This is a genomic window from Burkholderia sp. lig30, assembly GCF_000687455.2.
Taxonomy (GTDB): Bacteria; Pseudomonadota; Gammaproteobacteria; order Burkholderiales; family Burkholderiaceae; genus Burkholderia.
In genome coordinates, this window is record NZ_JGVW01000022.1 from 1 (window position 1) to 25,559 (window position 25,559).

A 25,559-nucleotide genomic window follows, 5' to 3' on the forward strand; every position below is an offset into this window, starting at 1 on the left:
GTCGCCGACGCGATGAGCCACAGCGGCCCGGGGGGCGAAATGTCCAAGGTCGGCCGCAACGATCCATGCCCGTGCGGCAGCGGCAAGAAGTACAAGCACTGTCACGGCAAGCTGTCGTGATCGCAGGCGGCGCGCGATGAGCGCGCCGCGTCGTTTGTAGCGTTGATGTTTTGATGTGAGATACGGCGGTTTGCGTGCGCGGCCGCCGGTTCGTTCAATCGATGCCGGCGTGCGCCGGCATTTTCCTTCCGGCAGGTGTTCCACATGGCTGTCAATTTTCCGTCGATCGATCCCGCCCAACTGCATCCCGTCGCCGGCGTCACGCTCGGTTGGGCGGAGGCGAACATCCGCAAGCCGAACCGCAAGGACGTGCTGGTCATTTCCGTCGACGAGGCCGCGACCGTCGCCGGCGTATTCACCGAGAACCGCTTCTGCGCCGCGCCCGTGACAGTCTGCCGCGAGCATCTGGCGAAGGTGCGCGCGGGCGGTGCGGGCATCCGCGCGCTGGTGGTCAACACCGGCAACGCGAATGCCGGCACCGGCGAGCCGGGCCTCGCGCACGCGCGTGAAACCTGCGCGGAACTGGCGCGCCTTGCCGGCCTGCAGCCTGAGCAGGTGCTGCCGTTCTCGACGGGCGTGATCCTCGAGCCGCTGCCGATCGAGCGCCTGAAGGCCGGCCTGCCGGCCGCGCTCGCGAACCGCCAGGCGGCGCACTGGTACGACGCCGCGCAGGCAATCATGACGACCGACACGCTGCCGAAGGCGACCTCGCGCCGCGTGACGGTCGACGGCCACACGGTCACGCTGACCGGCATCAGCAAGGGCGCGGGCATGATCAAGCCGAACATGGCGACGATGCTCGGCTTCCTCGCGTTCGACGCGGCGGTCGCGCAGCCGGTGCTCGACACGCTCGTCAAGGAAGTCGCCGACCGCTCGTTCAACTGCATCACGATCGACGGCGATACGTCGACCAACGACTCATTCATCCTGATCGCATCGGGCAAGAGCACGCTGCCGGCGATCACGTCGACCGATTCGCCCGCATACGCGGCGCTGCGCGACGCGGTGACCGAGGTCGCGCAAGAGCTGTCGCAGCTGATCGTGCGCGATGGCGAAGGCGCGACGAAATTCATGACGGTGCAGGTCGAGGGCGGCAAGAGCGTCGCCGAATGCCGCCAGATCGCGTATGCGATCGGTCACTCGCCGCTCGTGAAGACTGCGTTCTACGCGTCCGATCCCAATCTGGGCCGCATTCTCGCGGCGATCGGCTATGCCGGCGTGACCGATCTCGACGTGGGCAGGATCGACCTGTATCTCGACGACGTGCTCGTCGCGAAGGCGGGCGGCCGCAACCCCGAGTACCAGGAAGAGGACGGCCAGCGCGTGATGAAGCAGAGCGAGATCACGATCCGCGTGCTGCTCGGCCGCGGCGACGCGCAGGCGACGATCTGGACGTGCGACCTGTCGCACGATTACGTGAGCATCAACGCGGACTACCGTTCCTGATCCGGAGCGGCACGAGAGTATGGACAAGCTCGAACAGTTTCTGACGCGCGCCGAAGCACTGCTCGGCCGCCTCGAATCGATGCTGCCGCCCGCGCCGGCGGCGATCGACTGGAGTGCGGCCACCGCGTTCCGCTGGCGCAAGCGTCAAGGGCGGGGTTTCCTGCAGCCGGTGCAGGCCGTGTCGCCGATCTCGCTGGCCGATCTGCACAACATCGATCGCCAGAAGGCGTTGATCGAGCAGAATACGCGGCAATTCGTGCAGAAGAAGCCGGCGAACAACGTGTTGCTGACCGGCGCACGCGGCACCGGCAAGTCGTCGCTGATCAAGGCCTGCCTGAATGCGCATGCGAAGGACGGGCTGCGCCTGATCGAAGTCGACAAGGACGACCTGCACGACCTCGGTGACATCGTCGATCTGATCTCGCAGCGGCCGGAGCGCTTCATCGTGTTTTGCGACGACCTGTCGTTCGAGGAAGGCGAATCCGGCTACAAGGCGCTGAAGGTCGCGCTCGACGGCTCGGTCGCCGCGCAGTCGGACAATGTGCTGATCTACGCGACGTCGAACCGCCGCCATCTGCTCCCCGAGTACATGAGCGACAACGAGACCTACAAACACCTGCCCGACGGCGAGATCCACCCCGGCGAAGTCGTCGAGGAAAAGATCTCGCTGTCCGAGCGATTCGGGCTGTGGGTGAGCTTCTATCCGTTCAAGCAGGACGACTATCTCGGGATCGTCGCGCACTGGCTGCGTCACTTCGGCTGCGGTGACGCGGAGATCGAACAGGCGCGCGGCGACGCGCTCGTGTGGGCGCTGGAGCGCGGTTCGCGCTCGGGTCGCGTCGCATGGCAGTTCGCGCGCGACTGGTCGGGCCGCAAGGAGCAGGCATGAGCGCCGCGGATCTCGAACAACACGCGCAGCGTGCGCCGGACGGCCGGAAAGTGACCGAGGTCGCGGTCGGCATCATGGTGCAGCCGGACGGGCGCTATCTGCTCGCGCAACGCCTGCCCGGCAAGCCCTACGAGGGCTACTGGGAGTTTCCGGGCGGCAAGCTGGAGGCGGGCGAGAGCGTCGAGGACGCGCTTGCGCGCGAACTGCACGAGGAGCTGGGCATCGCCGTCACCGCGTGCCATCGCTGGCACACGCTGGAACACGATTACCCGCATGCGTACGTGCGGCTCTACTTCTGCATGGTGACGGGCTGGACGGGCGAGCCGCACAGCAAGGAAGGGCAGGCGTTCGTCTGGCAGCATCTGCCGGTCGAGGTCGCGCCGCTGTTGCCCGCGGCGCTGCCGGTGCTCGAACTGCTCGCGAAGGACGACGCGCAACGCTGAGATCTGCCGGCCCGCCGCGATCGGGCGGGCCGCGCAGGCAACGGCGGCGAGGTCGCTCGCGCGTCGCAGCGGCCTGCGCGAACGCCGGCTGCTCAGTCGTCGCGATGCGCGTCCTGCTCGCGCTCTTCCGACAACGGCGCATCGTCGCTGCCGCCGATCCGGTATTTCTCTGCGGCCCACGCGCCGAGATCGAGCTGCTTGCAACGGGCGGAGCAGAACGGGCGGAAGCGATTCTCCGGTGTCCAGCGGACTTCCTTGCCGCAAGACGGACATTTCACGACGGTCGTCATACGAAATCGGGCCGGCCTGCGGCCTTTACAGATTGCACAGCGTCAGCTGGAACGGCACGTCGATATCCACTGCACGCGGCCGCACGTCGCCGTCCTGCATCGTGAAGCGTACCCACAGCATGTACTTGTTCGCGCTCGCTTCGGGAATCACGCGCAGCTCGGGCGCGACGCGCACCTGCATCAGCTGGTAGCTGCGGCCGGACAGCATCTGCTGGTAGCTGCCCTGCATCGCCATCACCTTCGACGCCTGGCCCGACTCGCGCGCGAGGCGCAGAACGATCACCGCGGCGTCGCGCAGCGGCAGCAGCGGCGCGCTCCACTTGCCGATGTCCTGGCGCCGCTGCTCGGCGGGCCATTGCTGCCACGCGTAATAGGACGGCAGGTCGAACTTGCAGGTGCCGCCCGGAATGACCGCGCGGCTGCGGATGCTGGCGAGCCATTCGTTGTCGATCAGGTGCTGGCCCGTCTTGCCCTGCATCTGGCCGAGATTCGCGAGGGTTTGCTCGATTTCGCCGAGCACGGCTTCGAGCGCGTTCTGCTCGATGCCGGGGTTGCCGCGAAAGGGCGCAAGCGTCTGGCGCTGGCGTTCGAGCTCCTTCATCAGATCCGATTTCAGATCTGCGCGGCCCGCGACCTCGGCGATTTCGAACAGCGTCGTCAATGCGACGTGATGTTCCCTCGGGTCTTCTTGAGCCTGGAAAAACGCGAAGCGCTCGAACAGGTCCTCGAGGCGCAGCAACGTGCGAATTCGCTCATTGAACGGATACTCGTAAAGAATCAAGCGCGCTCGCCTCTAGCGTAAGGGAATGAAACAATGCAGGACATTCTAATGCCCGGCGTCTACCCTAGCAACGCGCCAATTTCGTGCATGCGCCGCGCACACGGTTGCCGGCCTGCGTTTATCGCGTCGCGGCCGCGTAGCCGAGATAGCGCTGGTGCAGCGCATCGACCTGCGCGGCGAGCGTGTCGTGCGACGCGGCATCGTTGACGATCACGTCGTCGGCGGCCGCGAGGCGCGCGTCGCGTGACGCCTGCCGCGCGACGATGGCCTCGACCTGCTCGCGCGTAAAGCCGTTGCGGCGCATCACGCGGGCAATCTGCGTCTCGACTTCGCAGTCCACCACGAGCACGCGATCAACTCGCGCCTTCCAGTTGCCGGACTCGACCAGCAGCGGCACCACGAACATCAGATACGCACCCTGCGCCGCGCGGCTCTCGCGTTCCGTTTCCGCGCGGATCAGCGGATGCGTGATCGCCTCGAGACGCCGCTTGGCGGCGTCGTCGCTGAAGACCCGCGCGCGCATCTTCGCGCGGTCGAGCGAGCCGTCGGCCGCGACGTATTCGGCGCCGAACGCCTGCGTGATGCCGGGCATCGCGAGCCCGCCCGGCGCGGTGATGCGATGGGCGATCAGGTCGGTGTCGACGATCGACGCGCCTCGCGCGGCGAACAGGTCGGCGACGGTCGTCTTGCCGCTGCCGATCCCGCCGGTGAGCCCTACTGCGAACATGTGTCAGCCTCCGAGCGCGGAATAGAAAGGTGTCCCGAAAAAGAGCGTCGCCGCGCCGCCGGCCGCGAGAAACGGCCCGAACGGAATCGGCTCCTCGAAGCGCATGCGGCCGCGCAGGGTCGCGGCAAGCCCGACGGCGGCGCCTGCGACGGCGGCCAGCAGCACGACCTGCGGCAACGCGGCCCAGCCGAGCCACGCGCCGAGCGCGGCGAGCAGCTTCAGGTCGCCGAAGCCGATGCCCTCGATGCCGCGCAGCCATCTGAACAGCCAGTAGATCGACCAGAGGAACAGGTAGCCCGCCATCGCGCCGATGACGGCGGCGCGCAGTGACGCGAACGTGCCGGCCAGGTTGATCGCGAGCCCGGCCCACAGCAGCGGCAGCGTCATCGAATCGGGAAGATAGCCGGTCTGGATGTCGATCGCGCTCATCGCGAGCAGCGCGGCGCAAAGGCCGAACGCCGCGAGTGCGGCGGCGGTCGGCCCGTACACCGTGAGCGCGAGCGCGGCGAGCAGTGCGCCGGCCAGTTCGATGAGCGGGTAGCGTGCGCCGATCGCATGGCCGCAGTGGCGGCAACGCCCGCGCAGCAGCACGTAGCTGACGAGCGGGATGTTCTCCCAGGCGCGCAGCACGTGGCCGCAATGCGGGCAGGCGCTGCGCGGATGCCACAGGTCGTAGCGTGCCGGATAGCCGTCGCCGGGTTCCGGGAGCGTGCCGGTGGCTTCGGCGATCTCCGCTTCCCACGCGCGCTTCATCATCACGGGCAGCCGGTGGATGACCACGTTGATGAAGCTGCCGATGCACAGCCCCGCCAGGATGGCGAACACGTACTGCGCGGCCGGCGGCAGCATCGCCAGCACGGGCAATGCGTTCACGGACGGATCGGAGTAGATGGGCAGGGACACGGGCGTCATGTTGGCGGCGGACCGGGCTAAAGGGCGACAGACTCGGTTGCGATGCTACACCACGTTGCCGAGCTGCAGGATGGGCAAGTACATCGCGACGACGAGGCCGCCGACGAGCGCGCCCAGCACGATCACGATCAGCGGCTCGCTCAGCGCGGCGAGCGTGTCGAGATGGGCGTCGAGCGGACGCTCGCACAGCGCCGCGATGTCGGCGAGCATCGTGTCAAGCGCGCCGGTTTCTTCCGCGACGGCGATCGGCTGGACGACGTCGTCCGGAAAGCAGCCGGCGGCGCGCATCGCATCGGCGAGACGCTCGCCGCGCAGCACGCGCGCGGCGAGCCGCGCGGTGGCCCGCTCGAATACCGGGTGGCCCGCGGTGCGTTCGAGCGTCGCGAACGCATCGGCGAGCGGTACGCCGGACGCGAGCAGGGTGGCGAGCGCCCGGCACCAGCGTGCGGTCGCGAGCCGCTGCGCCGCAGCGCCTGCAATCGGCACGCCCAGCAGGCGCCGCGCGAACGCGAGCCGCAGCGCCGGCGCGCGTTGCGTCGCATAGTGTGCGGCCGCGCATGCCACGGCGGCGCACACGATGGAGGGGCCGCCCCACGCGGATGTGGCGGACGCGAGGGCCAGCAGCGCGCGGGTCGGCGCCGGCAGCGCGGCGTCGAAGCTGTCGAAAATCTGCTGGAAGGTCGGCACGACCCATAGCATCAGCGCGATCGTGATCGCGAACCCGAACAGCACGACGGCAACCGGATAGGCGAGCGCCGCGCGCAGTTTGCGGCGCAGCGCGTCCGTGCGTTCGCGGTTCTCGGCGACGCGCGCGAGTACCGTGCCGAGCGAGCCGGACGTCTCTCCCACCTCGATCAATTGCCGGTAGAGCGGCCCGAATTGCGCGGGATAGCGGGCCAGCGCCGCGGCAAAGCGCTGGCCGGCGACGATCTCGCGCGCGAGCCCCGCCGCGATGCGCGGCATGCCGTCGGGGCCGGCCGCCTGCGCGAGCATCTCGAGCGATGGCGCGAGCGGCAGGCCTGCCTGCAGCAGGCTGGCAAGCTGCTGCGTGAAGCGCGTGACGGCCCGCGCGCGCGCAGCGGGCGGGCGCGCCGCGCCGCGCGCCTGAAGCCACAGCACGGTGATGCCCGCGCGCTTGAGCGCGGCACGCGCGTCGGCTGCGTCGAATGCGATCACGACGCCGCGGCGCGACGCGCCGTCATGGCGCCGGCCGCGCCAGCGGAAACGGGTCTCGCGCGGCGGCAGCGGCGCGCTCATGCGCCGGGCGTCGCGGCCAGCGCTTCCGCGAGACTCGTCGTGCCGTCCCGCACCCGGTCGAGCGCGGCGTCGCGCAAGCTACGCACCCCTTCGCGTTCGGCCTGCAGCGCGAGCTCGGCAACACTGGCGCGCGTCACGACGCGTTCCCGCAGCGCGGGCGAAACCGGCATCGCCTGGTGAATGCCGATGCGGCCGCGATAGCCGATGCCGTGGCACGCGGCGCAGCCGCGGGCGGCGAACGGGCGCCAGCCCGGCGCGAGCGCGGCCGGGTCGCAGCCGGCTTCGCGCATCGCGCGCAGCGGCACGTCGGAGGCCGTCTTGCATTGCCCGCACAGACGCCGCAAGAGGCGCTGCGCGGTGACGAGACGGAGTGCCGCGGCGAGGTTGTACGGCGCGACGCCGATGTCGAGGAGTCGTGCGATGGCGGCGGGCGCATCGTTGGTGTGCAGCGTCGACAGGACGAGATGACCGGTTTGCGCGGCCTTGATCGCCACGTCGGCCGTTTCCGCGTCGCGGATCTCGCCGACCATGATGATGTCCGGGTCCTGACGCAGCAGTGCGCGCAGCGCGATCGCGAAAGTCAGGCCGGCTTTCTCGGCGACCCCGACCTGGTTGATGCCTTCGAGCTGGATCTCGGCCGGGTCCTCGACCGTGCAGATGTTGTGTGCGTCGCGATCGAGCATTTGCAGCGCGCAGTACAGCGACAGCGTCTTGCCGCTGCCGGTCGGGCCGGTGACGAGCACGAGGCCGTGCGGCGCGCGGATCGCCGACTCCACCATGCGCGCCTGCGCGGCGTCGAAGCCGAGGTTCGCGAGCGAGAGGCCAGGCGGCAGGGATTCGAGACGGCGCAGCACGAGCTTCTCGCCGAACAGCGTGGGCAGCGAGCTGACGCGGTAGTCGCCGCGCTCGCCGCCGTCGAGCGCGATGCGCAGCCGGCCGTCCTGCGGCACGCGCCGCTCGGCGATGTCCATGCGCGCGAGCACCTTGGTGCGGGTGACGAGCGCGTCGCGCAGGTGCGCGGGCGGGCGCGCGTACTCATGGAGCACGCCGTCGATGCGCAGGCGGATGCGCCAGCCGGCTTCGAACGGCTCGACGTGTATGTCGGACGCCTGGCGCGTGCGCGCCGCATTCAGCGTGTCGCTCAGGAGGCGCACGGCCGGCGCGTCGTCGAGCCGGGCGGCGTCGATCGCGCGGCGCGCGGCGGTGGGTTCAGGGGCGGCGGGCGCCCCTGCGGATGGCGTGAATGACATGAGGGCCGGCGCTCGGGCCGCCTTGAAACCGTGACCCGTCGATGGTCGCCCGGTTGCGGCGGCGCCGGCAGTCGGCCGTCCGGCTAACGCGCGAGCGCGCGTGCGGAGCGCGGCGCGCGCGGCTTGAAGAGCTTGGCGGTACGCACCGCCTGGTCGTCGCTGCGCATCACCTCGAGCATCACGTCGCCGATCTTCACGCAGACGTCCCCGTCGGGAATCTCCTCGAGGATTTCGAGGATCAGCCCGTTGAGCGTCTTCGGGCCGTCGGTCGGCAGCGTCAGATGCAGCCAGCGGTTCAGTTCGCGCAGCGGCATGCTGCCCGCGACGATGCATTCGCCGTTCTCGTTCCAGCCGCCGGCGTGTTCGGTGCGGGGCATCGACGTGGTGAATTCGCCGATCAGCTCTTCGATGATGTCCTCGGGCGTCACGAGGCCTTCGAGCTCGCCGTACTCGTTGACGACGAGCGCGGTGCGCTGGCGGCTCTCCTGGAAATACTGCAGCTGCTGGAACACCGGCGTGCCGGACGGCACGTAGTACGGCTCGGCGAGCAGCGTGCGCAGCGTCTGGCGGTCGAAATCCTGGTTGTGCAGCGCGGTCAGTGTCTTGCGCACGTGCAGCACGCCGAGCACGTTGTCGATGTCGCCCTCGTAGACGACGAGCCGGTTGTGATAGCAGGTTTCGAGCTGATGCAGCACGTCCTCGAGCGGCGCGTTGAAGTTCAGCGACTCGATCTGGCGGCGTGGCACCATCACGTCGTCGACCGTGATGTTCTCCAGGTCGAACAGGTTGAGCAGGATGCTGCGGTGCTTGGTCGGCATGAAGCTGCCGGATTCGAGCACGACGGTGCGCAGTTCCTCGGCCGACAGGCGCTGGTCGCGCGCATTCTTCGTATTGATGCGCAGCAGCCACAGCACGCCGTTCGCGAGCGCGTTGACGAACCACACGAGCGGCTTGAGCAGGCGCATCAGCGGCGCGATCACGAGGCTCGCGGGCAGCGCGATGCGCTCGGGGAAGCTCGCGCCGACGATCTTCGGCGTGATTTCGGCGAACACGATGATCAGGAACGCGACGATGCCGGTCGCCACCGACAGCACGACGCTGTCACGGCCGAACGTGTGCAGCGCGAGCGACGTCGTGAGCACCGGGATGATCGTGTTGAACAGGTTGTTGCCGATCAGGATCACGCTGAGCAGCTGGTCGGTGCGACCGAGCAGGCCCTGGGTGGTCTTCGCGCCGAGCGCGCCCTGGCTGGCGAGATGCTTCAGGCGATGACGGTTGAGCGCCATCATCGCGGTCTCGGAAATCGAAAAGAAGCTGGAGCAGAGGAGAAGCAGGAAGACGGCGCCGATTTGCGCCCATAAGGGAATTTGGTCCACGCGTCGGAAAGTGCAGTGAAGGACAGGGATGAAGGGACTATAACAGAGGGGCGGCGGTTCAATCGTGTCGCGACGAGGGGTGTCGCGCGCCCGCGGGCAAAAAAAAACCGTGCACCTCGGTGCACGGTTTTTTACAAATCTGGTCGGGGTGAGAGGATTCGAACCTCCGGCCTCTACGTCCCGAACGTAGCGCTCTACCAGGCTAAGCTACACCCCGATTTGGACACTTCCGACGCTTCGGTCTTTTTCAAGACTGCTGCGTCAGCAGCGAAGAACATAACTATACCGACGTTTTTCCAGAAAGGGAAGATCTAAGTGAAAAAAATTTCGAGACAGCCGGGGCGATCCATTCGGCGAGCGTGCCGATACGCGATCGGCATGCTCGCCCGGCTCGCGCTCAAGACTGCCGCGACGTCGAATACGAACACAGCTCCAGCAGGCTGTCCTTGAACACGGAAGCCGGGAACGACGCGATCGCGGCGGCGGCCGCCTGCGCTTCCTGCCGCGCGCACTCGAGCGTGTGATCGAGCGCGCCGGAACGCGTGATGGCCTCGAAGATCGTGTCGAAGCGGTCGGTGCCGCCTTGCTCGATCGCCTCGCGTGCAAGCGCCGCCTGTTCGGGCGTGCCGCGCTCGATCAGATAGATCAGCGGCAGCGTCGGCTTGCCTTCGCGCAGGTCGTCGCCGGCGTTCTTGCCCATCGCTTCGGCGGTGCCGGCGTAATCGAGCCAATCGTCCATGATCTGGAACGCGGTGCCGATGCGGCGCCCGTATTCGGCGGCGGCGGCTTCGGTCGGCGCGTCGGCGCCGGCGAGCACCGCGCCCAGGCGGGCCGACGCCTCGAACAGCTTCGCCGTCTTGTAGCGGATCACCTGCATGTAGCGGGCTTCGTCGACGTCCGCGTCGTGCATGTTGAGCAGCTGCAGGACTTCGCCTTCGGAGATGATCGTCGTCGCTTCCGACAGGATCTCCATCACGCGCATCTTGCCGACGCCGACCATCATCTCGAACGAGCGGGAATAGAGATAGTCGCCGACCAGCACGCTCGCGGCGTTGCCGAACAGCGCGTTGGCGGTCTGGCGGCCGCGCCGCAGTTCGGACTCGTCGACGACATCGTCGTGCAGCAACGTGGCCGTGTGGATGAATTCGACGACGGCGGCGAGCACGTGCCGCTGATGCGACGTCTCGCCGAGCGCGCCCGCGACGAGCAGCAGCAACGCGGGACGCAGCCGCTTGCCGCCCGCGCCGATGATGTACTCGGCGATCTGGTTGATCAGCAGCACGTCGGACGCGAGGCTTTGCCGGATGACGCGGTTCACCTGCTCCATATCGCTGGCGATCGGGGCGAGCAGATGGGCGGCGCTGAGGGAGGGGGTGGCGGTGGACGGCATGATCATGGAATTGGGTGATGCCGCGGATTATAAGGCGAATCCGCCGTGCGCCGGGCCGTCGCGCGTGCGACGGGCGCGTTTTGGGCCGTCCGTGCGCGCCGCCCGCGCGGCCGCTTTCGATCGGCTTTGACTGCGGCGCTAACTCTCTGTATAATCACGCGTTTTCCGTGCGTGGTGTGCGGAAAAAACAGATCCAGAGTGAGGTTCACAATGTACGCGGTCATAAAAACCGGCGGCAAGCAGTACAAGGTTGCCGTTGGCGAAAAACTCAAAGTAGAACAGATACCGGCTGACATTGACGCTGAAATCACGCTCGACCAGGTTCTCGCAGTGGGCGAAGGCGAATCGATTAAGTTCGGTACGCCGCTGGTCAGTGGGGCTTCCGTCAAGGCAACCGTCGTATCGCACGGTCGTCATGCCAAGGTCACCATCTTCAAGATGCGTCGCCGGAAGCACTACCAAAAGCACGGCGGCCACCGCCAGAACTACACTGAGCTGCGCATCGACGCGATCAACGCGTAAGCGCCTCGGTTAAGGAGCAATCAGATGGCACACAAAAAGGCAGGCGGCTCTTCCCGGAACGGCCGCGACTCCGAGTCGAAACGTCTCGGCGTGAAGGTGTACGGCGGCCAGGCGATCAACGCCGGCGGCATCATCGTGCGTCAGCGCGGCACCCGCATGCATGCTGGCGACAACGTCGGCATGGGCAAGGACCACACGCTGTTCGCGCTGGTCGACGGCCACGTGAAGTTCGCGACCAAGGGCGCGGACAAGAAGCACACGGTCATCGTTGTCCCGGCAGCTGCCTGAGTTCAGGCAAGCACGGGCTTCGTAGCCGGAAAGGCCCCGCACTTGGCGCGGGGCCTTTTTTATTTTGTGGCCGCGCGCACGCGCAACCGGCCGTTCGGCAAGCTTGCCGGGCGGCCGGTTGGCCAAGCGTGGCGGCGCGCGGCACAATAGCGGGAAATACTGGGCGGAGTAACGCATGAAGTTCATTGACGAAGCGCGAATCGAGGTCATCGCCGGCGACGGAGGCGATGGCAGCGCGTCGATGCGCCGCGAGAAATTCGTTCCGTTCGGCGGGCCGGATGGCGGCGATGGCGGTCGCGGCGGCAGCGTTTATGCGATCGCCGACCGCAACATCAATACGCTGATCGACTACCGTTACGCGAAGAAGCATCTGGCGCGCAACGGCGAAAACGGCCGCGGCTCGGACTGCTACGGCAAGGGCGGCGACGACATCACGCTGCGTATGCCGGTCGGCACGGTCATCAACGACATGGATACCGGCGAGCTGATCGCCGACCTGACCGAGCACGACCAGAAGGTGATCCTCGCGCAGGGCGGCGCGGGCGGCCTCGGCAACCTGCATTTCAAGTCGAGCACGAACCGTGCGCCGCGCCAGAAGACGGACGGCAAGCCGGGCGAGCGGCGCATGCTGCGCCTCGAGCTGAAGGTGCTCGCCGACGTCGGGCTGCTCGGCATGCCGAACGCAGGCAAGTCGACGTTCATCTCGTCGGTGTCGAACGCGAAGCCGAAGATCGCCGACTATCCGTTTACGACGCTCGCGCCGAATCTCGGCGTCGTGCGTGTCGGGCCGAGCAAGAGCTTCGTGATCGCCGATATCCCGGGGCTGATCGAGGGCGCGGCCGAAGGCGCGGGCCTCGGTCACCAGTTCCTGCGCCATCTGCAGCGTACCGGCGTGTTGCTGCATCTCGTCGATCTCGCACCGTTCGACGAGAGCGTCGATCCGGTCGCGGAGGCGAAGGCGATCGTCGGCGAGCTGCGCAAGTACGACGAGGCGTTGTACGAGAAGCCGCGCTGGCTGGTGCTGAACAAGCTCGACATGGTGCCGGAGGACGAGCGCGCGGCGCGCGTCGACGATTTCCTCGCGCGCTTCGAGTGGGACGGGCCGGTGTTCGAGATTTCCGCGCTGACCGGGCAGGGCTGTGAAAACCTCTGCTATGCGATCTACGATTATCTGACGCAGCACTCGGACGCGCATCGCGCGGCCGAAGCCGAGGATCTCGCGGCGGACGTGCGGTTCCGCGACGAGGCGCCGGCGGATGGCCGGGCAGCCCCGCCGGAAGCGGACGCCTGACCGATGCGGATCGCGCCGGACGGCACACGTCCGGCGCCGGAATTCAATCGCGCACCACATAGAGGAGATAGCGCACGATGCGTTCGATCATCGCGGATTCGAAGCGATTGGTGGTGAAGGTGGGGTCCAGCCTCGTGACGAACGACGGCAAGGGGCTCGATCATGCGGCAATTGGTCGCTGGGCCGCCCAGATCGCGGCGCTGCGCGCTCAAGGCAAGGAAGTGGTGCTCGTCAGCTCGGGCGCGATCGCCGAGGGCATGCAGCGGCTGGGCTGGAGCAAGCGCCCGCGCGAAATCGACGAGCTGCAGGCCGCGGCCGCAGTCGGGCAGATGGGGCTCGCGCAGGTGTACGAAAGCCGGTTTTCCGAGCACGACATCCGCACCGCGCAGATCCTGCTCACGCATGCCGACCTCGCGGATCGCGAGCGCTACCTGAACGCGCGCTCGACGCTGCTCACCCTGTTGCGCCTCGGCGTCGTGCCGATCATCAACGAGAACGACACGGTCGTCACGGACGAAATCAAGTTCGGCGACAACGACACGCTCGGCGCGCTCGTCGCGAACCTGATCGAAGGCGACGCGCTCGTCATTCTGACCGACCAGTCGGGCCTGTTTACGGCCGATCCGCGCAAGGACCCGTCGGCGACGCTCGTCGCGGAAGCCGACGCGGGCGCGCCGGAGCTGGAGGCGATGGCCGGCGGCGCGGGCTCGAGCCTCGGCCGCGGCGGCATGCTGACAAAGATCCTCGCGGCCAAGCGCGCGGCCCACAGCGGCGCAAACACCGTGATTGCGAGCGGGCGCGAGCCCGACGTGCTCGTGCGTCTCGCGTCCGGCGAGGCGATCGGCACGCAGCTGATCGCGCGCACGGCCCGGATGGCCGCGCGCAAGCAGTGGATGGCGGATCACCTGCAGGTGCGCGGGCACGTCGTGATCGACGCCGGGGCGGTCGAGAAGCTGACGGCGGGCGGCAAGAGCCTGCTGCCGATCGGCATCGTCGACGTGCGGGGCGTGTTCGCGCGCGGCGAGGTGATCGCCTGCGTCGGCCCGGACGGGCGCGAAGTGGCGCGCGGCCTCACCAACTACAGCAGCGCGGAGACGAAGCTGATCCAGCGCAAGCCGAGCGGCGAGATCGAAACGGTGCTCGGCTACATGATGGAGCCGGAAGTGATCCACCGGGACAACCTCGTGCTCGTGTGACGGGCGATGCCGCGTGCAGGTCAAGCAGAAAAGCCCGCGGCGACGCGGGCTTTTCGTTTGCGACAGCGCGTGACCGGCCGTATCAGCGCTGCTGGCCCACCGCGGTGCGGCGATACTTGATGTTCTCGATGATCACTTTCGTCTTGGCCATCGGCATCTTGTTCGCGCAGAAGTAGTCCTGGTAAAGCGCCGAGTGGTACGCGTTCAGCTCGCCGTTCTCGATGCGTCGCCAGTCGTTCTCGACCGTGCGGTCCCAGCCGTCGTGATCCTCGTTGAGGCCCGCGTACTGGCGCCATTCGTAGGTGTCGCAGCGGACGCCTTCGTAGATCACGTTGCGCGCGCCGGCCGGGCTCGTGACGACGACCGTGTAGCGCACCACGCCGTCGGCCCCGACTTCGAGCGATTTCGCGTCGACGAAGAACTTGAGCGGCGTGTTCTGCGAAACGTCGAACGGCAGCAGGTCGCCCGCTTGCGGCAGCGGCGGCAGCGCGTTGACGGTGTTTTCCTTCCATTCCGGCTGCCGGTCCAGCAGATACACGAACGCGCTGTCATCCTTGTTGGTGGACGGTGTGTTCGAGTGCGCGCAGCCGGCCAGCACGGCCGCCGCGGCGATCGACGCGGCCGCGAGAGCAATCGCTTTCAATATGCATTCCTCGTAAAAAAAGGGCGCGGCAACAAGGCCGCGCCCGGTCATGCAGTGCTACTCGTCATTCGCCGAGGCCCAGTCGCGGAGGCGATTCGTCGAGCGTGCTCGCTTCCACCTCGACCTCGGAGCAGACGACCGATGTGTCGACAACCGTCAGCGTCTGCCGCAGCTGCGTGTCCACGACGCGCGGATAGCGCGGTGCTCGCGGGCTACGCGGCCTGTCGGCCCGCTGCGCCGGACGGCGCAGGAAACGCGACAGTTCGGTCAGCGCCAACTGATAGACATCCCGCTTGAACTCGATCACCGCTTCGAGCGGCACCCAATACTCGTTCCAGCGCCACGCATCGAACTCCGGGTGGTCGGTCGCGCGCAAGCAAATGTCGCAATCGCGTCCGACCATCCGCAGCAGGAACCAGATTTGTTTCTGGCCGCGGTAATGACCGCGTACTTCGCGCTTGATGAACTTGTCTGGCACCTCGTAACGCAACCAGTCGCGGGTGCGGCCGATTACCTTGACGTGTTCCGGCTGCAGGCCGGTTTCCTCGTGCAACTCCCGGTACATTGCCTGCACGGGGGTCTCGCCGTACTTGATGCCCCCTTGCGGAAACTGCCAGGAATGCTCGCGGAGCCGCTTGCCCCAAAACACCTCGTTGCGCGCGTTCAAGAGGATGATGCCGACGTTCGGGCGAAAGCCTTCACGATCCAGCATACAACCACCTTCGAATCCTTTAAAATTGCTTTGATTATAAACAGATAACGGGCGCTGCGCACCGTAACGGAGCGAATCCGCGAGCGGGCGCGCCAGTTGAGGCGTCCCTGATTTGTCTGCCAGGTCATCTGCGCGATTGCCTGTCGCCGCGCGCAGCTTTTTCACTTGAATCTTTTTCGGGCGCCCCGCGCGAGGGGCGCCGTTTTTGGAACCGTCCGCATGAAAGCTTCCCGTTTCTTTATCGGCACTCTGAAAGAAGCGCCCGCCGACGCAGAGATCGTCAGCCACAAGCTGATGGTGCGCGCGGGCATGATCCGCCGCATCGCCGGCGGCATCTACAACTATCTGCCGATCGGCCTGCGCTCGATTCGCAAGGTCGAGGCGATCGTGCGCGAGGAAATGAACCGGGCGGGCGCCATCGAGCTGCTGATGCCGGCGGTGCAGCCGGCCGAGCTGTGGCTGGAGTCGGGCCGCTGGGAGCAGTACGGCCCCGAGCTTCTGCGCTTCAAGGACCGCAAGAGCAACGAGTTCGTGATCGGGCCGACGCACGAGGAAGTCATCACCGACATCGCGCGCAACCAGATCAAGAGCTACCGGCAGATGCCGGTGAACTTCTACCAGATCCAGACGAAGTTCCGCGACGAGATCCGCCCGCGCTTCGGCGTGATGCGCGGCCGCGAGTTCATCATGAAGGACGCGTACTCGTTCGACAAGGATGCCGACGGCCTGCGCGAGTCGTATCGCAAGATGTACGACGCATACGTGCGCATCTTCACGCGTCTCGGTCTCGAGTTCCGTCCGGTGGCGGCCGACAGCGGCTCGATCGGCGGCAACTTCTCGCATGAGTTCCACGTGATCGCCGACACCGGCGAGGACGCGATCGCCTACTGCCCGACCTCCGATTTCGCGGCGAACATCGAGGCGGCCGAGGCGCTGCCGCTGGTCGCCGGGCGCGCGGCGCCCGCGGAGCCGATGCAGAAGGTCGCGACGCCGGGCAAGGCGAAGTGCGAGGCAGTGGCCGAGCTGATGGGCATTCCGCTCGCGCGCACGATCAAGTCGATCGTGCTCGCGACCGACAACGAAGGCGCCGAGCCGACCATCTGGCTGCTGATGCTGCGCGGCGACCACGACCTGAACGAGGTCAAGGCGTCGAAGCTGCCGGGCCTCAAGAATCACCGCTTCGCGACCGAGCAGGAAATCGTCGAGACGTTCGGCACGCCGCCGGGCTATCTCGGCCCGGTCAACACGAAGAAGCCGGTGAAGGTGATCGCCGACAGCACGGTCGCGAACATGAGCGACTTCGTCGTCGGCGCGAACGAGGTCGACTACCACATCGCCGGCGTGAACTGGGGCCGCGACCTGCCGGAGCCGGTCGTCGCCGACCTGCGCAACGTGCAGAAGGGCGACCCGTCGCCGGACGGCAAGGGCGTGCTCGACATCTGCCGCGGGATCGAGGTCGGCCACGTGTTCCAGCTCGGCACCAAGTACTCGGAAGCGATGGGCGCAACCTTCCTCGACGAGGCGGGCAAGCCGCAGCCGATGATGATGGGCTGCTACGGGATCGGCGTCACGCGGATCCTCGGCGCCGCGATCGAGCAGAACTTCGACGCCAAGGGCATCATCTGGCCGGAATCGATCGCGCCGTTCGAGGTCGTGCTGTGCCCGATGGGCTACGACCGCAGCGACGCGGTCCGTGAGGCGGCGGACAAGCTGTACGCGGAACTCGCGGCCGCGGGCATCGACGTGATCCTCGACGATCGCGGCGAGCGTCCGGGCGTGATGTTCGCCGACTGGGAGCTGATCGGCGTGCCGCATCGCCTCGTGATCGGCGAGCGCGGCCTGAAGGACGGCAAGATCGAGTACCAGGGCCGCCGCGACACCGAAGCGACGTTGCTGCCGGCCGACGCTGCCGCCGCGACGGTGGTGGAGAAGGTTCGCGCGGCACTCGCCCACTAAGCCGGCTCACGGACGGAGGTCGCGTTGGAGTACAACTTCGTATCGGCAACGGTTCTCCTCGTGCTGATCACCGATCCGCTCGGCAACATCCCGCTGTTCATCTCCGCGCTGCGGGATGTGCCGCGTGAGCGGCGCGTGAAGCTGATCCTGCGGGAGGTGGCGATCGCGTTCGTGATCCTGCTGTTCTTCATGGTGATCGGCGACCGCTTCCTGCGGATGATGAGCCTGACCGACCTGTCGCTGCGCATCGGCGGCGGCATCGTGCTGTTCCTGATCGCGCTGCGGATGATCTTTCCGCATCCTGATGGCGCGCTCGGCAACGATCCGCGCGCGGGCGGCGAGCCGTTCATCGTGCCGCTCGCGATCCCGGCGCTCGCCGGGCCGTCGGCATTGGCGACGGTGATGCTCCTCACGTCGCAGGCGCCGGGCAAGACGCTCGAATGGGTGGGTGCGCTGACGATCACGATGCTCGTCTGCGCGGGGACGCTCGTGCTGGCCGAGCGGATTCAGCAGTGGCTCGGCGAACGGACCGTCGCGGCGTTCGAGCGGCTGATGGGCCTCGTGCTCGTCGCGATTTCGGTGGAGATGATGCTGGGCGGCATCCGCGTCTTCGTTCACCAGCTATAGCGCGCGTCGGCCCAAACGAAAAAGCGGCACCCGGAATGAACCCCGGGTGCCGCTTTTTTTTCTGGCGCGAGCGGGCGTCAGGCGCCGGCCGTGAGCGCGCGGATCGTCGGCAGGTTGCGCCAGTAGCCTTTCGCGTCCATCCCGCAGCCGAACACGTAGCGGTCCGGCACGGCGAAGCCGCAGAAGTCCGGATGCAGCGGTTTCGCCTTGGTGAGCGTCTTTTCGCACAGCACCGCGGACAGGAAGCGCTTCGCGCCCATTTCGAGGATACGGTCGCGGATCGCGGCCATCGTTTCGCCTTCGTCGAGGATGTCGTCGAGCACGAGCACGACGCGATCCTTCACCGACTCGCGCGGCGCGACGCGCCAGTGCATCTCCGGGCTGCCCTGCGTCGTGTTGCGGTAGCGGGTCAGGTGGATGTAGTCGAATTCCAGCGGGAAATCGAGGTGCGGCAGCAGCATGCCGGTAAACACCGCGGCACCGCCCATCACCGAAAGAACGAGCGGGAATGCGTCGCCGATCTCGGCGCGGATCGCGTCGGCCATCTTGGCGATCGACGCGTTGACCGCGTCCTCCGGGACGATCTCCTCGGAGTGTTGAAAAATGTGGAGGGCTTCTTCGCGATTCATGGGGTCTGGCGAACGGTCGGTATACAAATAAGGATGAAGCGGGACGGGCGGCGCGCGCTACGGCACAAACCCGCGCGCAGGCCGCACCGGGACTCAGCGCATGCCGGGCATCATGCCCTTCAGGCCGCGCATCATTTTCTGCATGTTGCCGCCCTTCAGCTTCTTCATCATCGTGCGCATCTGGTCGTACTGGTTCAGCATCCGGTTGACCTCCTGCACCTGCACGCCCGCGCCGGTGGCGATGCGGCGCTTGCGCGTCGCCTTGATGATGTCCGGTTTCGCGCGCTCGGCCGGCGTCATCGAGTTGATGATGCCTTCCATCCGGCGCATCTGCTTTTCCGCCTGGCTCATGTCGGCGCCTGCGGCCGCCTGCTGGAACTGCGCGGGCAGCTTGTCCATCAGCGACGACAGCCCGCCCATGTTCTTCATCTGCGAGATCTGCGCGCGGAAGTCGTTCAGGTCGAAGTCGCCGCCTTTCTTGACCTTGTCGGCGAGCTTCTGCGCGGCCTGCACGTCGACGCCGCGCTGCGCCTCCTCGACGAGCGCGAGGATGTCGCCCATGCCGAGGATCCGGTTCGCCATCCGGTCCGGATGGAAGACTTCGAGGCCGTCGAGCTTTTCCGCGACGCCGACGAACTTGATCGGCTTGCCGGTGATGTGACGCACCGACAGCGCGGCGCCGCCGCGCGAGTCGCCGTCGAGCTTGGTCAGCACGACGCCGGTCAGCGGCAGCGCGTCGTTGAACGCCTTCGCGGTGTTGACCGCATCCTGGCCGAGCATCGCGTCGACGACGAACAGGGTTTCGGCGGGCTTGAGCGCGCCGTGCAGCGCGGCGATCTCCTGCATCATCGCCTCGTCGATGCCGAGGCGGCCGGCCGTGTCGACGAGCAGCACGTCATGGTAGTGGCGCTTCGCCCAGTCGACCGCGGCGAGCGCGATGTCGACCGGCTTCTGGTCCGGTGTCGACGGGAAGAAATCGGCGCCGACCTGTTCGCTCACCGTTTTCAGCTGCATGATCGCCGCGGGGCGGTAGACGTCGCACGAGACCGTCAGCACCTTCTTCTTGTACTTCTCGCGCAACAGCTTCGCGAGCTTGCCGACGGTGGTGGTCTTGCCCGCGCCCTGCAGGCCCGCCATCAGGATGATCGCGGGCGGCGTGACCGCGAGGTTCAACTCGGCGGCCTTGCCTTCGTAGTCGCCGCCGATCACCGCGGTCAGTTCGCGCTGCACGACGCCGACGAGCGCCTGACCCGGCGACAGGCTGGCGATCACGTCCTCGCCGAGGGCCTTTTCCTTGACCTTCGCGATGAATTCGCGGACGACGGGCAGCGCGACGTCGGCCTCCAGCAGCGCGAGACGCACCTCGCGGAGCATCTCCTGCGTGTTCGCCTCGGTGAGCCGGGCCTCGCCGCGCAGCGTCTTGACGACGCGCGCCATCCGTTGAGTGAGATTGTCGAGCATGGGGAGCGATGGACAGTGGGGCCCGAAGACGCGATCGGACAAGAAAGCGAGCCGTCGCGGGAAGGGGGCCTAGTGTAAACTTCGAACATGGATATTGTACTGTATGCCCTCACTGCGATCCTGTACGGCGGCCTTTCCGTCGCCGCGTGGCGCGCGCACCGCCAGGGCGCGGGTTCCCCGCTCGTCGCCAGCGTGCCGCCGATGCCGGTGCCGATGCCGTCTCCGGTGGCGTCCGGCATGAGCGGCGCAGGGCGCGCGCTGCTGTTCGCCGCGCTCGTCACGCATGGCGTGCTGCTGCACATGACGATCTTCCCGCAAGATTCGATGGTGTTCGGCTTCGCGTTCGCGCTGTCGGCGATGTTCTGGCTCGGCGCCGGCATCTACTGGATCGAGAGTTTCTTCTTCCGGCTCGACAGCCTGCGCCTGCTCGTGCTGCCGCTCGCGTGCGGCGCGTCGCTCCTGCCGCTCGCGTTCGGCGGCGTGCGCGTGCTGCCGTATGCGGCCGCGCCGATGTTCAAGCTGCATTTCCTGATCGCGAACGTCGCGTATGGCCTGTTCGCGATCGCGGCGCTGCACGCGGTCCTGATGCTGATGGTCGAGCGCCGCCTGCAATCGCTGCGGCACGCCGGCCGCGACGGCTCGACGGGCTGGATCGCAAGCTGGCTCGAAACGCTGCCGCCGCTCCTCACGCTCGAAAAGCTGCTGTTCCGCCTGATCGGCGCGGGCTTCGTGCTGCTCACGCTGACGCTCGTGTCCGGCATCCTGTTCAGCGAGCAGGTCGCCGCGCGCGCGCTCACGTTCGATCACAAGACTGTCTTCGCGATCCTGTCGTGGCTGATGTTCGGCGGCATGCTGGTCGCGCACAAGATGTCGGGCTGGCGGGGCCGTGGCGCCGCGCGCTGGGTGCTCGTGTCGTTCGTCGCGCTGCTGCTGGCCTATGTCGGCAGCCGGTTCGTGCTCGAGGTGCTGCTGCACCGTTCCGTGGTTTGACCGACAGATTCCGATGCGACAGATTCTCCTCCTGATTCTCCTGTTCTTCGCCAGCTCCTGGGTGGCGCGCAAGCTGCGCCAGGCGCAGGCGCAGGCGCAGGCGCAGGCGCGCGGCAGCGACCCGGCGGCCGGCGGCGCGCCGGGCTACGGCGCCGGCGCCGCGCGAAACGCGCAGACGCTCGCCGAACCGATGGTGCGCTGCGCCGAGTGCGGCGTGCATGCGCCGAAGGGCGATGCGGTGCTCGCCGGCGGCGAGTATTTCTGCAGCGTCGAGCACGCGCAGCGCCACGCCGCGCGCGCGAACGGCCGCGGCGCGTGATGCGCGGCTCGCCGCTTCTCACGATCGACGCCGGCGGCTGGGTGCGCGAGGCGCGCCACGTGCCGTCGCCGAATCACGAGGCGCGTCCGGACGGCGCGGTGCCGACGCTCGTCGTCGTGCACAACATCAGCCTGCCGCCCGGCGAGTTCGGCGGCGACGCGATCGAGGCGCTGTTCCAGAACCGGCTCGATTACGACGCGCATCCGTATTACCAGGCCCACCTGCGCGGCGTGCGCGTCTCCGCGCATTTCCTGGTCCGCCGCGACGGCGAGCTCGTGCAGTTCGTGTCGTGCGACGCGCGCGCGTGGCACGCCGGCGTGTCCGATTTCTTCGGCCGGCCGCGCTGCAACGATTTCTCGATCGGCATCGAGCTCGAAGGTGCGGACGACGTGCCGTTCGAGGCCGCCCAGTACGCGACGCTCTCCGCGTTGGCGCGCTCGCTCGCTGGCCGCTATCCGGTCGACGCGGTCGCCGGTCACGCCGACATCGCGCCAGGCCGCAAGACCGATCCCGGCCCGCACTTCGACTGGCGGCGCTTCGCGGGCGATGCCGGTTTCCCCGCCGAATACTTTCCCTATCGCCAGCACTGACCGCGCCCCTTTTCGGCACGCGAGATTTTTTTCTCCACCGGGGCCTTGCCGTGCCTGAGCGCGCGCGATGTCAAGGGCCCGGGCTCAAATTTTTTTGTTGGATAGGGCTCGGCGCTCCACTATACTTGGTGCCGATTCAGCGGTTTTGCACTAGATGTAGTGTGTTTGGCCGGGGCGACCCGGCGGCACCGGCCGGCGGGCGACGCCGGCATACAGTGTTCTCAGGGCGGCGCGCCGGCCGGGCGGTTCGGCGCGCCGCGATCAGCGCTGCAGGACCTGCCGGGGCGCGATACGCATGACGAAGAACGTACTCGAATCGCGTGTATCGCAATGGCCAGGATTGGCCCGGCTTCCCGCTCGCGTCTTACCGCTCGCGCACCGCGTTGCGCGGCGTTCGTCTTAATCCGCGGTTTTCTCCGCACCATCCAACACCAGGAGCTTTGCACATGCAAACCACCGACAATGCGACGTCCCAATTCGAGAGCGCATCGAGCGGCCCTCTCGGCGGGGCTGCACAAGGCGCGCCGGCGCTTGCGCCGCAGGCAACGTTCGCCGACTACAAGGTGATCCGCCGCAACGGCAGCGTGGTGGCGTTCGAGCCGTCGAAGATCGCGATCGCCGTGACCAAGGCTTTCCTGGCGGTGAATGGCGGGCAGGGCGCGGCGTCGGCACGTGTGCGCGAACAGGTCGAGCAGCTGACGCAGAACGTGGTGCGCGCGCTCCTGCGCAGCCGTCCGAACGGCGGCACCTTCCATATCGAAGACATCCAGGATCAGGTCGAACTCGCGCTGATGCGCGGCGGCGAGCACAACGTCGCGCGTGCGTACGTGCTGTACCGTGAGAAGCGTCACCTCGAGCGCCTCCATTCGGGCGAGGAAACCCCGGTGGTCGAAGCGGGCGGCGGCATCAACGTGGTCGACAACGGCGTCACCCGTCCGCTCGACATGAACGCGCTGCGTACGCTCGTCGTGTCGGCCTGCGAGGGCCTCGGCGCTGCGGTCAACCCGGAGCCGATCGTCGCCGAGACGGTGAAGAACCTGTACGACGGCGTGCCGATGAGCCAGGTCTACGACTCGACCATCCTCGCCGCGCGCACGATGATCGAGAAGGACCCGGCATACAGCCAGGTCACGGCCCGCATCCTGCTGCACACGATCCGCCGCGAAATCCTCGGCGAGGAAGTCGCACAGGCCGACATGCCGGCACGCTACGCCGAATATTTCCCGCAGTTCCTGAAGCGCGGCGTCGAAGTCGAGCTGCTCGACGACAAGCTGCTGCAGTTCGACCTGACGCGCCTCGGCGAAGCGCTCGACGCGAGCCGCGACCTGCAGTTCGGCTATCTCGGCCTGCAGACGCTGTATGACCGCTACTTCCTGCACATCGACGGCACCCGCATCGAAATGCCGCAGGCGTTCTTCATGCGTGTCGCGATGGGCCTCGCGCTGAACGAGGCCGACCGCGAAGCCCGCGCGATCGAGTTTTACAACGTGCTGTCGAGTTTCGATTTCATGAGCTCGACGCCGACGCTGTTCAACTCGGGCACGCGCCGCTCGCAGCTGTCGTCGTGCTACCTGACGACGGTCGCGGACGATCTCGACGGCATCTATGAAGCGCTGAAGGAAAACGCGCTGCTGTCGAAGTTCGCCGGCGGTCTCGGCAACGACTGGACGCGCGTGCGCGCGCTCGGCTCGCATATCAAGGGCACGAACGGCAAGTCGCAGGGCGTCGTGCCGTTCCTGAAGGTCGTCAACGACACCGCGGTCGCGGTCAACCAGGGCGGCAAGCGCAAGGGCGCGGTGTGCGCGTACCTGGAAACCTGGCACCTCGACATCGAGGAATTCCTCGAGCTGCGCAAGAACACCGGCGACGACCGCCGCCGCACGCACGACATGAACACGGCGAACTGGATTCCCGACCTGTTCATGAAGCGCGTGATGGAAGGCACGGACTGGACGCTGTTCTCGCCGTCGACCTGCCCGGACCTGCACGACAAGTTCGGCGCGGAGTTCGAGGCGGCCTACACGGCTTACGAGGACAAGGTCGCGCGCGGCGAGATCAAGCTGTTCAAGAAGATCCCGGCGCAGCAACTCTGGCGCAAGATGCTCGGCATGCTGTTCGAAACCGGCCACCCGTGGATCACGTTCAAGGATCCGTGCAACGTGCGTTCGCCGCAGCAGCACGTCGGCGTCGTCCACTCGTCGAACCTGTGCACGGAAATCACGCTGAACACGAGCGACAGCGAAATCGCGGTCTGCAACCTGGGCTCGGTGAACCTCGTCGCGCACCTGACGAAGCAGGCCGACGGCAGCTACGCGCTCGACCACGACAAGCTCAAGCGCACGATCGGCGTCGCGATGCGCATGCTCGACAACGTGATCGACATCAACTACTACGCGGTCGCCAAGGCGCGTAACTCGAACCTGAAGCACCGTCCGGTCGGCATGGGCATCATGGGCTTCCAGGACTGCCTGCACCTGCTGCGCACGCCTTACGCGTCGGAAGCGGCGGTCGAGTTCGCCGACCGCTCGATGGAAGCGGTCTGCTACTACGCGTACTACGCGTCGACCGAGCTGGCCCAGGAGCGCGGCCGCTACTCGAGCTACCGCGGCTCGCTGTGGGATCGCGGCCTGCTCCCGCAGGACACGCTGAAGCTGCTGACGGAAGCGCGTGGCGGCTACGTCGAAGTCGACACGTCCGAGTCGCTCGACTGGACGTCGCTGCGTTCGCGGATCGCCGAGCACGGCATGCGCAACTCGAACTGCGTCGCGATCGCGCCGACGGCGACGATCTCGAACATCATCGGCGTGTCGGCGTGCATCGAGCCGACCTTCCAGAACCTGTACGTGAAGTCGAACCTGTCGGGCGAATTCACGGTGGTCAACGAGTACCTGGTGCGCGACCTGAAGGAGCGCGGCCTGTGGGACGAAGTGATGGTCGCCGACCTGAAGTACTTCGACGGCATGCTGTCGCGCATCGATCGCATCCCGGCCGACCTGCGCGCGATCTACGCGACCGCGTTCGAAGTCGATCCGAAGTGGCTGGTCGAGGCGGCGTCGCGCCGTCAGAAGTGGATCGACCAGGCACAGTCACTGAACATCTACATGGCGGGCGCGTCGGGCAAGAAGCTCGACGAGGTCTACAAGCTCGCGTGGCTGCGCGGCCTGAAGACGACCTACTACCTGCGCACGATGGCGGCGACGCACGTCGAGAAATCGACGGTCGCGCACGGCGCGCTGAACGCGGTGCCGACGGGCGGTGGCGTGAGCGGCGGCGCGCAGGGTGCGGCGGGCAGCTTCGGCGCGGCAGGCGGCGAAGCGCCGTCGGGTGCGCTGAACGCGGCGCCGATCGAGGCGGACGGCCCGGTGTGCACGATGCGTCCGGGCGACCCGGGCTTCGAAGAGTGCGAAGCCTGCCAGTAATCCGGCGCACCTGATCCGGCAAGGCTCGGGGCGGCGCGCGCGACAATCGATAAAGGTTGAAGTGCGCGCCGCTCTCTACTAAAAAAATGATAAGG

At 67.2% G+C, this 25,559-nt stretch carries 26 protein-coding genes and 1 tRNA gene; 14 read left to right on the plus strand and 13 right to left on the minus strand.

Going from position 1 to position 25,559, the window contains the following annotated elements:
• The 4 genes from LIG30_RS27580 to LIG30_RS01400 form a co-directional block, all read left to right on the plus strand.
• On the plus strand, positions 1-120 hold a 120-nt coding region (locus LIG30_RS27580; protein WP_152985963.1), incomplete at its 5' end, for an SEC-C metal-binding domain-containing protein.
• A gap of 144 nt (positions 121-264) precedes the next feature.
• Positions 265-1,506 (plus strand): bifunctional glutamate N-acetyltransferase/amino-acid acetyltransferase ArgJ, encoded by a 1,242-nt coding sequence (argJ, locus tag LIG30_RS01390; protein WP_038709032.1) that lies wholly within the window; start codon positions 265-267, stop codon positions 1,504-1,506.
• Between the two features lie 19 nt (positions 1,507-1,525).
• Positions 1,526-2,395, plus strand: coding sequence for an ATP-binding protein (locus LIG30_RS01395; protein WP_038709034.1), 870 nt, complete (start codon positions 1,526-1,528; stop codon positions 2,393-2,395).
• On the plus strand, positions 2,392-2,838 hold the full coding sequence (locus tag LIG30_RS01400; RefSeq protein ID WP_038709036.1) for an NUDIX domain-containing protein: 447 nt from the start codon (positions 2,392-2,394) through the stop codon (positions 2,836-2,838). Before LIG30_RS01395 ends, LIG30_RS01400 begins: the two co-directional genes overlap by 4 nt.
• Positions 2,839-2,930: 92 nt before the next feature.
• Here the strand turns inward: LIG30_RS01400 and LIG30_RS01405 are convergent, their stop codons facing one another.
• The 9 genes from LIG30_RS01405 to LIG30_RS01445 form a co-directional block, all read right to left on the minus strand.
• A complete protein-coding gene (locus tag LIG30_RS01405; protein WP_038709038.1) occupies positions 2,931-3,128 on the minus strand; it encodes a DNA gyrase inhibitor YacG in 198 nt (65 codons plus the stop codon).
• Between the two features lie 25 nt (positions 3,129-3,153).
• Positions 3,154-3,909, minus strand: a complete 756-nt coding sequence (gene zapD / locus LIG30_RS01410; protein WP_038709040.1) for a cell division protein ZapD — start codon at positions 3,907-3,909, stop codon at positions 3,154-3,156.
• Positions 3,910-4,027: 118 nt separating this feature from the next.
• Positions 4,028-4,636: a dephospho-CoA kinase gene (coaE, locus tag LIG30_RS01415; RefSeq protein WP_038709042.1), complete on the minus strand. Its 609-nt coding sequence runs from the start codon at positions 4,634-4,636 to the stop codon at positions 4,028-4,030.
• 3 nt (positions 4,637-4,639) lie between these two features.
• Complete coding sequence (locus LIG30_RS01420; protein WP_038709043.1) at positions 4,640-5,548, minus strand: prepilin peptidase; 909 nt, start codon at positions 5,546-5,548, stop codon at positions 4,640-4,642.
• A 45-nt stretch (positions 5,549-5,593) separates the two neighbouring features.
• Complete coding sequence (locus LIG30_RS01425; protein ID WP_038709045.1) at positions 5,594-6,805, minus strand: type II secretion system F family protein; 1,212 nt, start codon at positions 6,803-6,805, stop codon at positions 5,594-5,596.
• The gene (locus LIG30_RS01430; protein ID WP_038709046.1) at positions 6,802-8,055 is read right to left on the minus strand and encodes a GspE/PulE family protein; all 1,254 of its coding nucleotides are present in this window, start codon (positions 8,053-8,055) and stop codon (positions 6,802-6,804) included. Before LIG30_RS01430 ends, LIG30_RS01425 begins: the two co-directional genes overlap by 4 nt.
• Before the next feature lie 83 nt (positions 8,056-8,138).
• Positions 8,139-9,431 (minus strand): HlyC/CorC family transporter, encoded by a 1,293-nt coding sequence (locus LIG30_RS01435; protein WP_038709048.1) that lies wholly within the window; start codon positions 9,429-9,431, stop codon positions 8,139-8,141.
• Between the two features lie 140 nt (positions 9,432-9,571).
• Positions 9,572-9,648, minus strand: a tRNA-Pro gene (locus LIG30_RS01440).
• Positions 9,649-9,828: 180 nt separating this feature from the next.
• Positions 9,829-10,821 carry a polyprenyl synthetase family protein gene (locus LIG30_RS01445; RefSeq protein WP_038709190.1) on the minus strand — a complete coding sequence of 331 codons (993 nt, stop codon included), beginning with the start codon at positions 10,819-10,821 and terminating at the stop codon, positions 9,829-9,831.
• A gap of 210 nt (positions 10,822-11,031) precedes the next feature.
• Between LIG30_RS01445 and rplU the strand changes: the two genes are divergently transcribed.
• From rplU to proB, 4 genes are all read left to right on the plus strand, one after another.
• Positions 11,032-11,343, plus strand: a complete 312-nt coding sequence (gene rplU, locus LIG30_RS01450) for a 50S ribosomal protein L21 (protein WP_006025184.1) — start codon at positions 11,032-11,034, stop codon at positions 11,341-11,343.
• Positions 11,344-11,367: 24 nt separating this feature from the next.
• Entirely contained in the window at positions 11,368-11,631 is a 264-nt protein-coding gene (gene rpmA / locus LIG30_RS01455; RefSeq protein WP_038709050.1) for a 50S ribosomal protein L27, read from the plus strand.
• Positions 11,632-11,806: 175 nt separating this feature from the next.
• Positions 11,807-12,922 carry a GTPase ObgE gene (gene obgE, locus LIG30_RS01460; RefSeq protein WP_038709051.1) on the plus strand — a complete coding sequence of 372 codons (1,116 nt, stop codon included), beginning with the start codon at positions 11,807-11,809 and terminating at the stop codon, positions 12,920-12,922.
• Positions 12,923-12,999: 77 nt separating this feature from the next.
• Positions 13,000-14,118 (plus strand): glutamate 5-kinase, encoded by a 1,119-nt coding sequence (gene proB, locus LIG30_RS01465; RefSeq protein ID WP_038709052.1) that lies wholly within the window; start codon positions 13,000-13,002, stop codon positions 14,116-14,118.
• An 82-nt stretch (positions 14,119-14,200) separates the two neighbouring features.
• Here the strand turns inward: proB and LIG30_RS01470 are convergent, their stop codons facing one another.
• Complete coding sequence (locus LIG30_RS01470) at positions 14,201-14,761, minus strand: CNP1-like family protein (RefSeq protein ID WP_200929626.1); 561 nt, start codon at positions 14,759-14,761, stop codon at positions 14,201-14,203.
• A gap of 64 nt (positions 14,762-14,825) precedes the next feature.
• Positions 14,826-15,473: an RNA pyrophosphohydrolase gene (locus LIG30_RS01475; protein ID WP_038709056.1), complete on the minus strand. Its 648-nt coding sequence runs from the start codon at positions 15,471-15,473 to the stop codon at positions 14,826-14,828.
• A gap of 219 nt (positions 15,474-15,692) precedes the next feature.
• Here LIG30_RS01475 and LIG30_RS01480 point away from each other — a divergent pair, with 219 nt between their 5' ends.
• Entirely contained in the window at positions 15,693-17,429 is a 1,737-nt protein-coding gene (locus LIG30_RS01480; protein WP_038709057.1) for a proline--tRNA ligase, read from the plus strand.
• 24 nt (positions 17,430-17,453) lie between these two features.
• Complete coding sequence (locus LIG30_RS01485) at positions 17,454-18,056, plus strand: MarC family protein (RefSeq protein ID WP_038709058.1); 603 nt, start codon at positions 17,454-17,456, stop codon at positions 18,054-18,056.
• Between the two features lie 77 nt (positions 18,057-18,133).
• Here the strand turns inward: LIG30_RS01485 and LIG30_RS01490 are convergent, their stop codons facing one another.
• Together LIG30_RS01490 and ffh are read right to left on the minus strand one after the other, a co-directional pair.
• Positions 18,134-18,685 carry a hypoxanthine-guanine phosphoribosyltransferase gene (locus LIG30_RS01490; RefSeq protein ID WP_038709060.1) on the minus strand — a complete coding sequence of 184 codons (552 nt, stop codon included), beginning with the start codon at positions 18,683-18,685 and terminating at the stop codon, positions 18,134-18,136.
• A 93-nt stretch (positions 18,686-18,778) separates the two neighbouring features.
• Entirely contained in the window at positions 18,779-20,146 is a 1,368-nt protein-coding gene (gene ffh / locus LIG30_RS01495) for a signal recognition particle protein (protein WP_038709061.1), read from the minus strand.
• Between the two features lie 87 nt (positions 20,147-20,233).
• Here ffh and LIG30_RS01500 point away from each other — a divergent pair, with 87 nt between their 5' ends.
• The 4 genes from LIG30_RS01500 (at position 20,234) to LIG30_RS01515 (ending at position 25,464) form a co-directional block, all read left to right on the plus strand.
• Complete coding sequence (locus LIG30_RS01500) at positions 20,234-21,136, plus strand: cytochrome C assembly family protein (protein WP_038709062.1); 903 nt, start codon at positions 20,234-20,236, stop codon at positions 21,134-21,136.
• Positions 21,137-21,149: 13 nt separating this feature from the next.
• Positions 21,150-21,455, plus strand: a complete 306-nt coding sequence (locus LIG30_RS01505) for a PP0621 family protein (protein WP_038709063.1) — start codon at positions 21,150-21,152, stop codon at positions 21,453-21,455.
• On the plus strand, positions 21,455-22,045 hold the full coding sequence (gene ampD / locus LIG30_RS01510) for a 1,6-anhydro-N-acetylmuramyl-L-alanine amidase AmpD (RefSeq protein WP_038709064.1): 591 nt from the start codon (positions 21,455-21,457) through the stop codon (positions 22,043-22,045). Before LIG30_RS01505 ends, ampD begins: the two co-directional genes overlap by 1 nt.
• A gap of 446 nt (positions 22,046-22,491) precedes the next feature.
• Complete coding sequence (locus LIG30_RS01515) at positions 22,492-25,464, plus strand: ribonucleoside-diphosphate reductase subunit alpha (protein WP_038709065.1); 2,973 nt, start codon at positions 22,492-22,494, stop codon at positions 25,462-25,464.
• Positions 25,465-25,559: the final 95 nt, after the last annotated feature.

Bases quoted from the DNA above. Each gene is read 5' to 3' on its own strand.
- LIG30_RS01475 (WP_038709056.1), bottom strand. From the start codon at position 15,473: ATGCTGGATCGTGAAGGCTTTCGCCCGAACGTCGGCATCATCCTCTTG.
- LIG30_RS01505 (WP_038709063.1), top strand. From the start codon at position 21,150: ATGCGACAGATTCTCCTCCTGATTCTCCTGTTCTTCGCCAGCTCCTGG.
- coaE (WP_038709042.1), bottom strand. From the start codon at position 4,636: ATGTTCGCAGTAGGGCTCACCGGCGGGATCGGCAGCGGCAAGACGACC.
- LIG30_RS01515 (WP_038709065.1), top strand. From the start codon at position 22,492: ATGCAAACCACCGACAATGCGACGTCCCAATTCGAGAGCGCATCGAGC.
- LIG30_RS01400 (WP_038709036.1), top strand. From the start codon at position 2,392: ATGAGCGCCGCGGATCTCGAACAACACGCGCAGCGTGCGCCGGACGGC.
- LIG30_RS01425 (WP_038709045.1), bottom strand. From the start codon at position 6,805: ATGAGCGCGCCGCTGCCGCCGCGCGAGACCCGTTTCCGCTGGCGCGGC.
- LIG30_RS01480 (WP_038709057.1), top strand. From the start codon at position 15,693: ATGAAAGCTTCCCGTTTCTTTATCGGCACTCTGAAAGAAGCGCCCGCC.
- rplU (WP_006025184.1), top strand. From the start codon at position 11,032: ATGTACGCGGTCATAAAAACCGGCGGCAAGCAGTACAAGGTTGCCGTT.
- obgE (WP_038709051.1), top strand. From the start codon at position 11,807: ATGAAGTTCATTGACGAAGCGCGAATCGAGGTCATCGCCGGCGACGGA.
- LIG30_RS01420 (WP_038709043.1), bottom strand. From the start codon at position 5,548: ATGACGCCCGTGTCCCTGCCCATCTACTCCGATCCGTCCGTGAACGCA.
- rpmA (WP_038709050.1), top strand. From the start codon at position 11,368: ATGGCACACAAAAAGGCAGGCGGCTCTTCCCGGAACGGCCGCGACTCC.
- LIG30_RS01395 (WP_038709034.1), top strand. From the start codon at position 1,526: ATGGACAAGCTCGAACAGTTTCTGACGCGCGCCGAAGCACTGCTCGGC.
- LIG30_RS01490 (WP_038709060.1), bottom strand. From the start codon at position 18,685: ATGAATCGCGAAGAAGCCCTCCACATTTTTCAACACTCCGAGGAGATC.
- ampD (WP_038709064.1), top strand. From the start codon at position 21,455: ATGCGCGGCTCGCCGCTTCTCACGATCGACGCCGGCGGCTGGGTGCGC.
- LIG30_RS01405 (WP_038709038.1), bottom strand. From the start codon at position 3,128: ATGACGACCGTCGTGAAATGTCCGTCTTGCGGCAAGGAAGTCCGCTGG.
- LIG30_RS01445 (WP_038709190.1), bottom strand. From the start codon at position 10,821: ATGCCGTCCACCGCCACCCCCTCCCTCAGCGCCGCCCATCTGCTCGCC.
- argJ (WP_038709032.1), top strand. From the start codon at position 265: ATGGCTGTCAATTTTCCGTCGATCGATCCCGCCCAACTGCATCCCGTC.
- proB (WP_038709052.1), top strand. From the start codon at position 13,000: ATGCGTTCGATCATCGCGGATTCGAAGCGATTGGTGGTGAAGGTGGGG.
- LIG30_RS01500 (WP_038709062.1), top strand. From the start codon at position 20,234: ATGGATATTGTACTGTATGCCCTCACTGCGATCCTGTACGGCGGCCTT.
- LIG30_RS01430 (WP_038709046.1), bottom strand. From the start codon at position 8,055: ATGTCATTCACGCCATCCGCAGGGGCGCCCGCCGCCCCTGAACCCACC.
- ffh (WP_038709061.1), bottom strand. From the start codon at position 20,146: ATGCTCGACAATCTCACTCAACGGATGGCGCGCGTCGTCAAGACGCTG.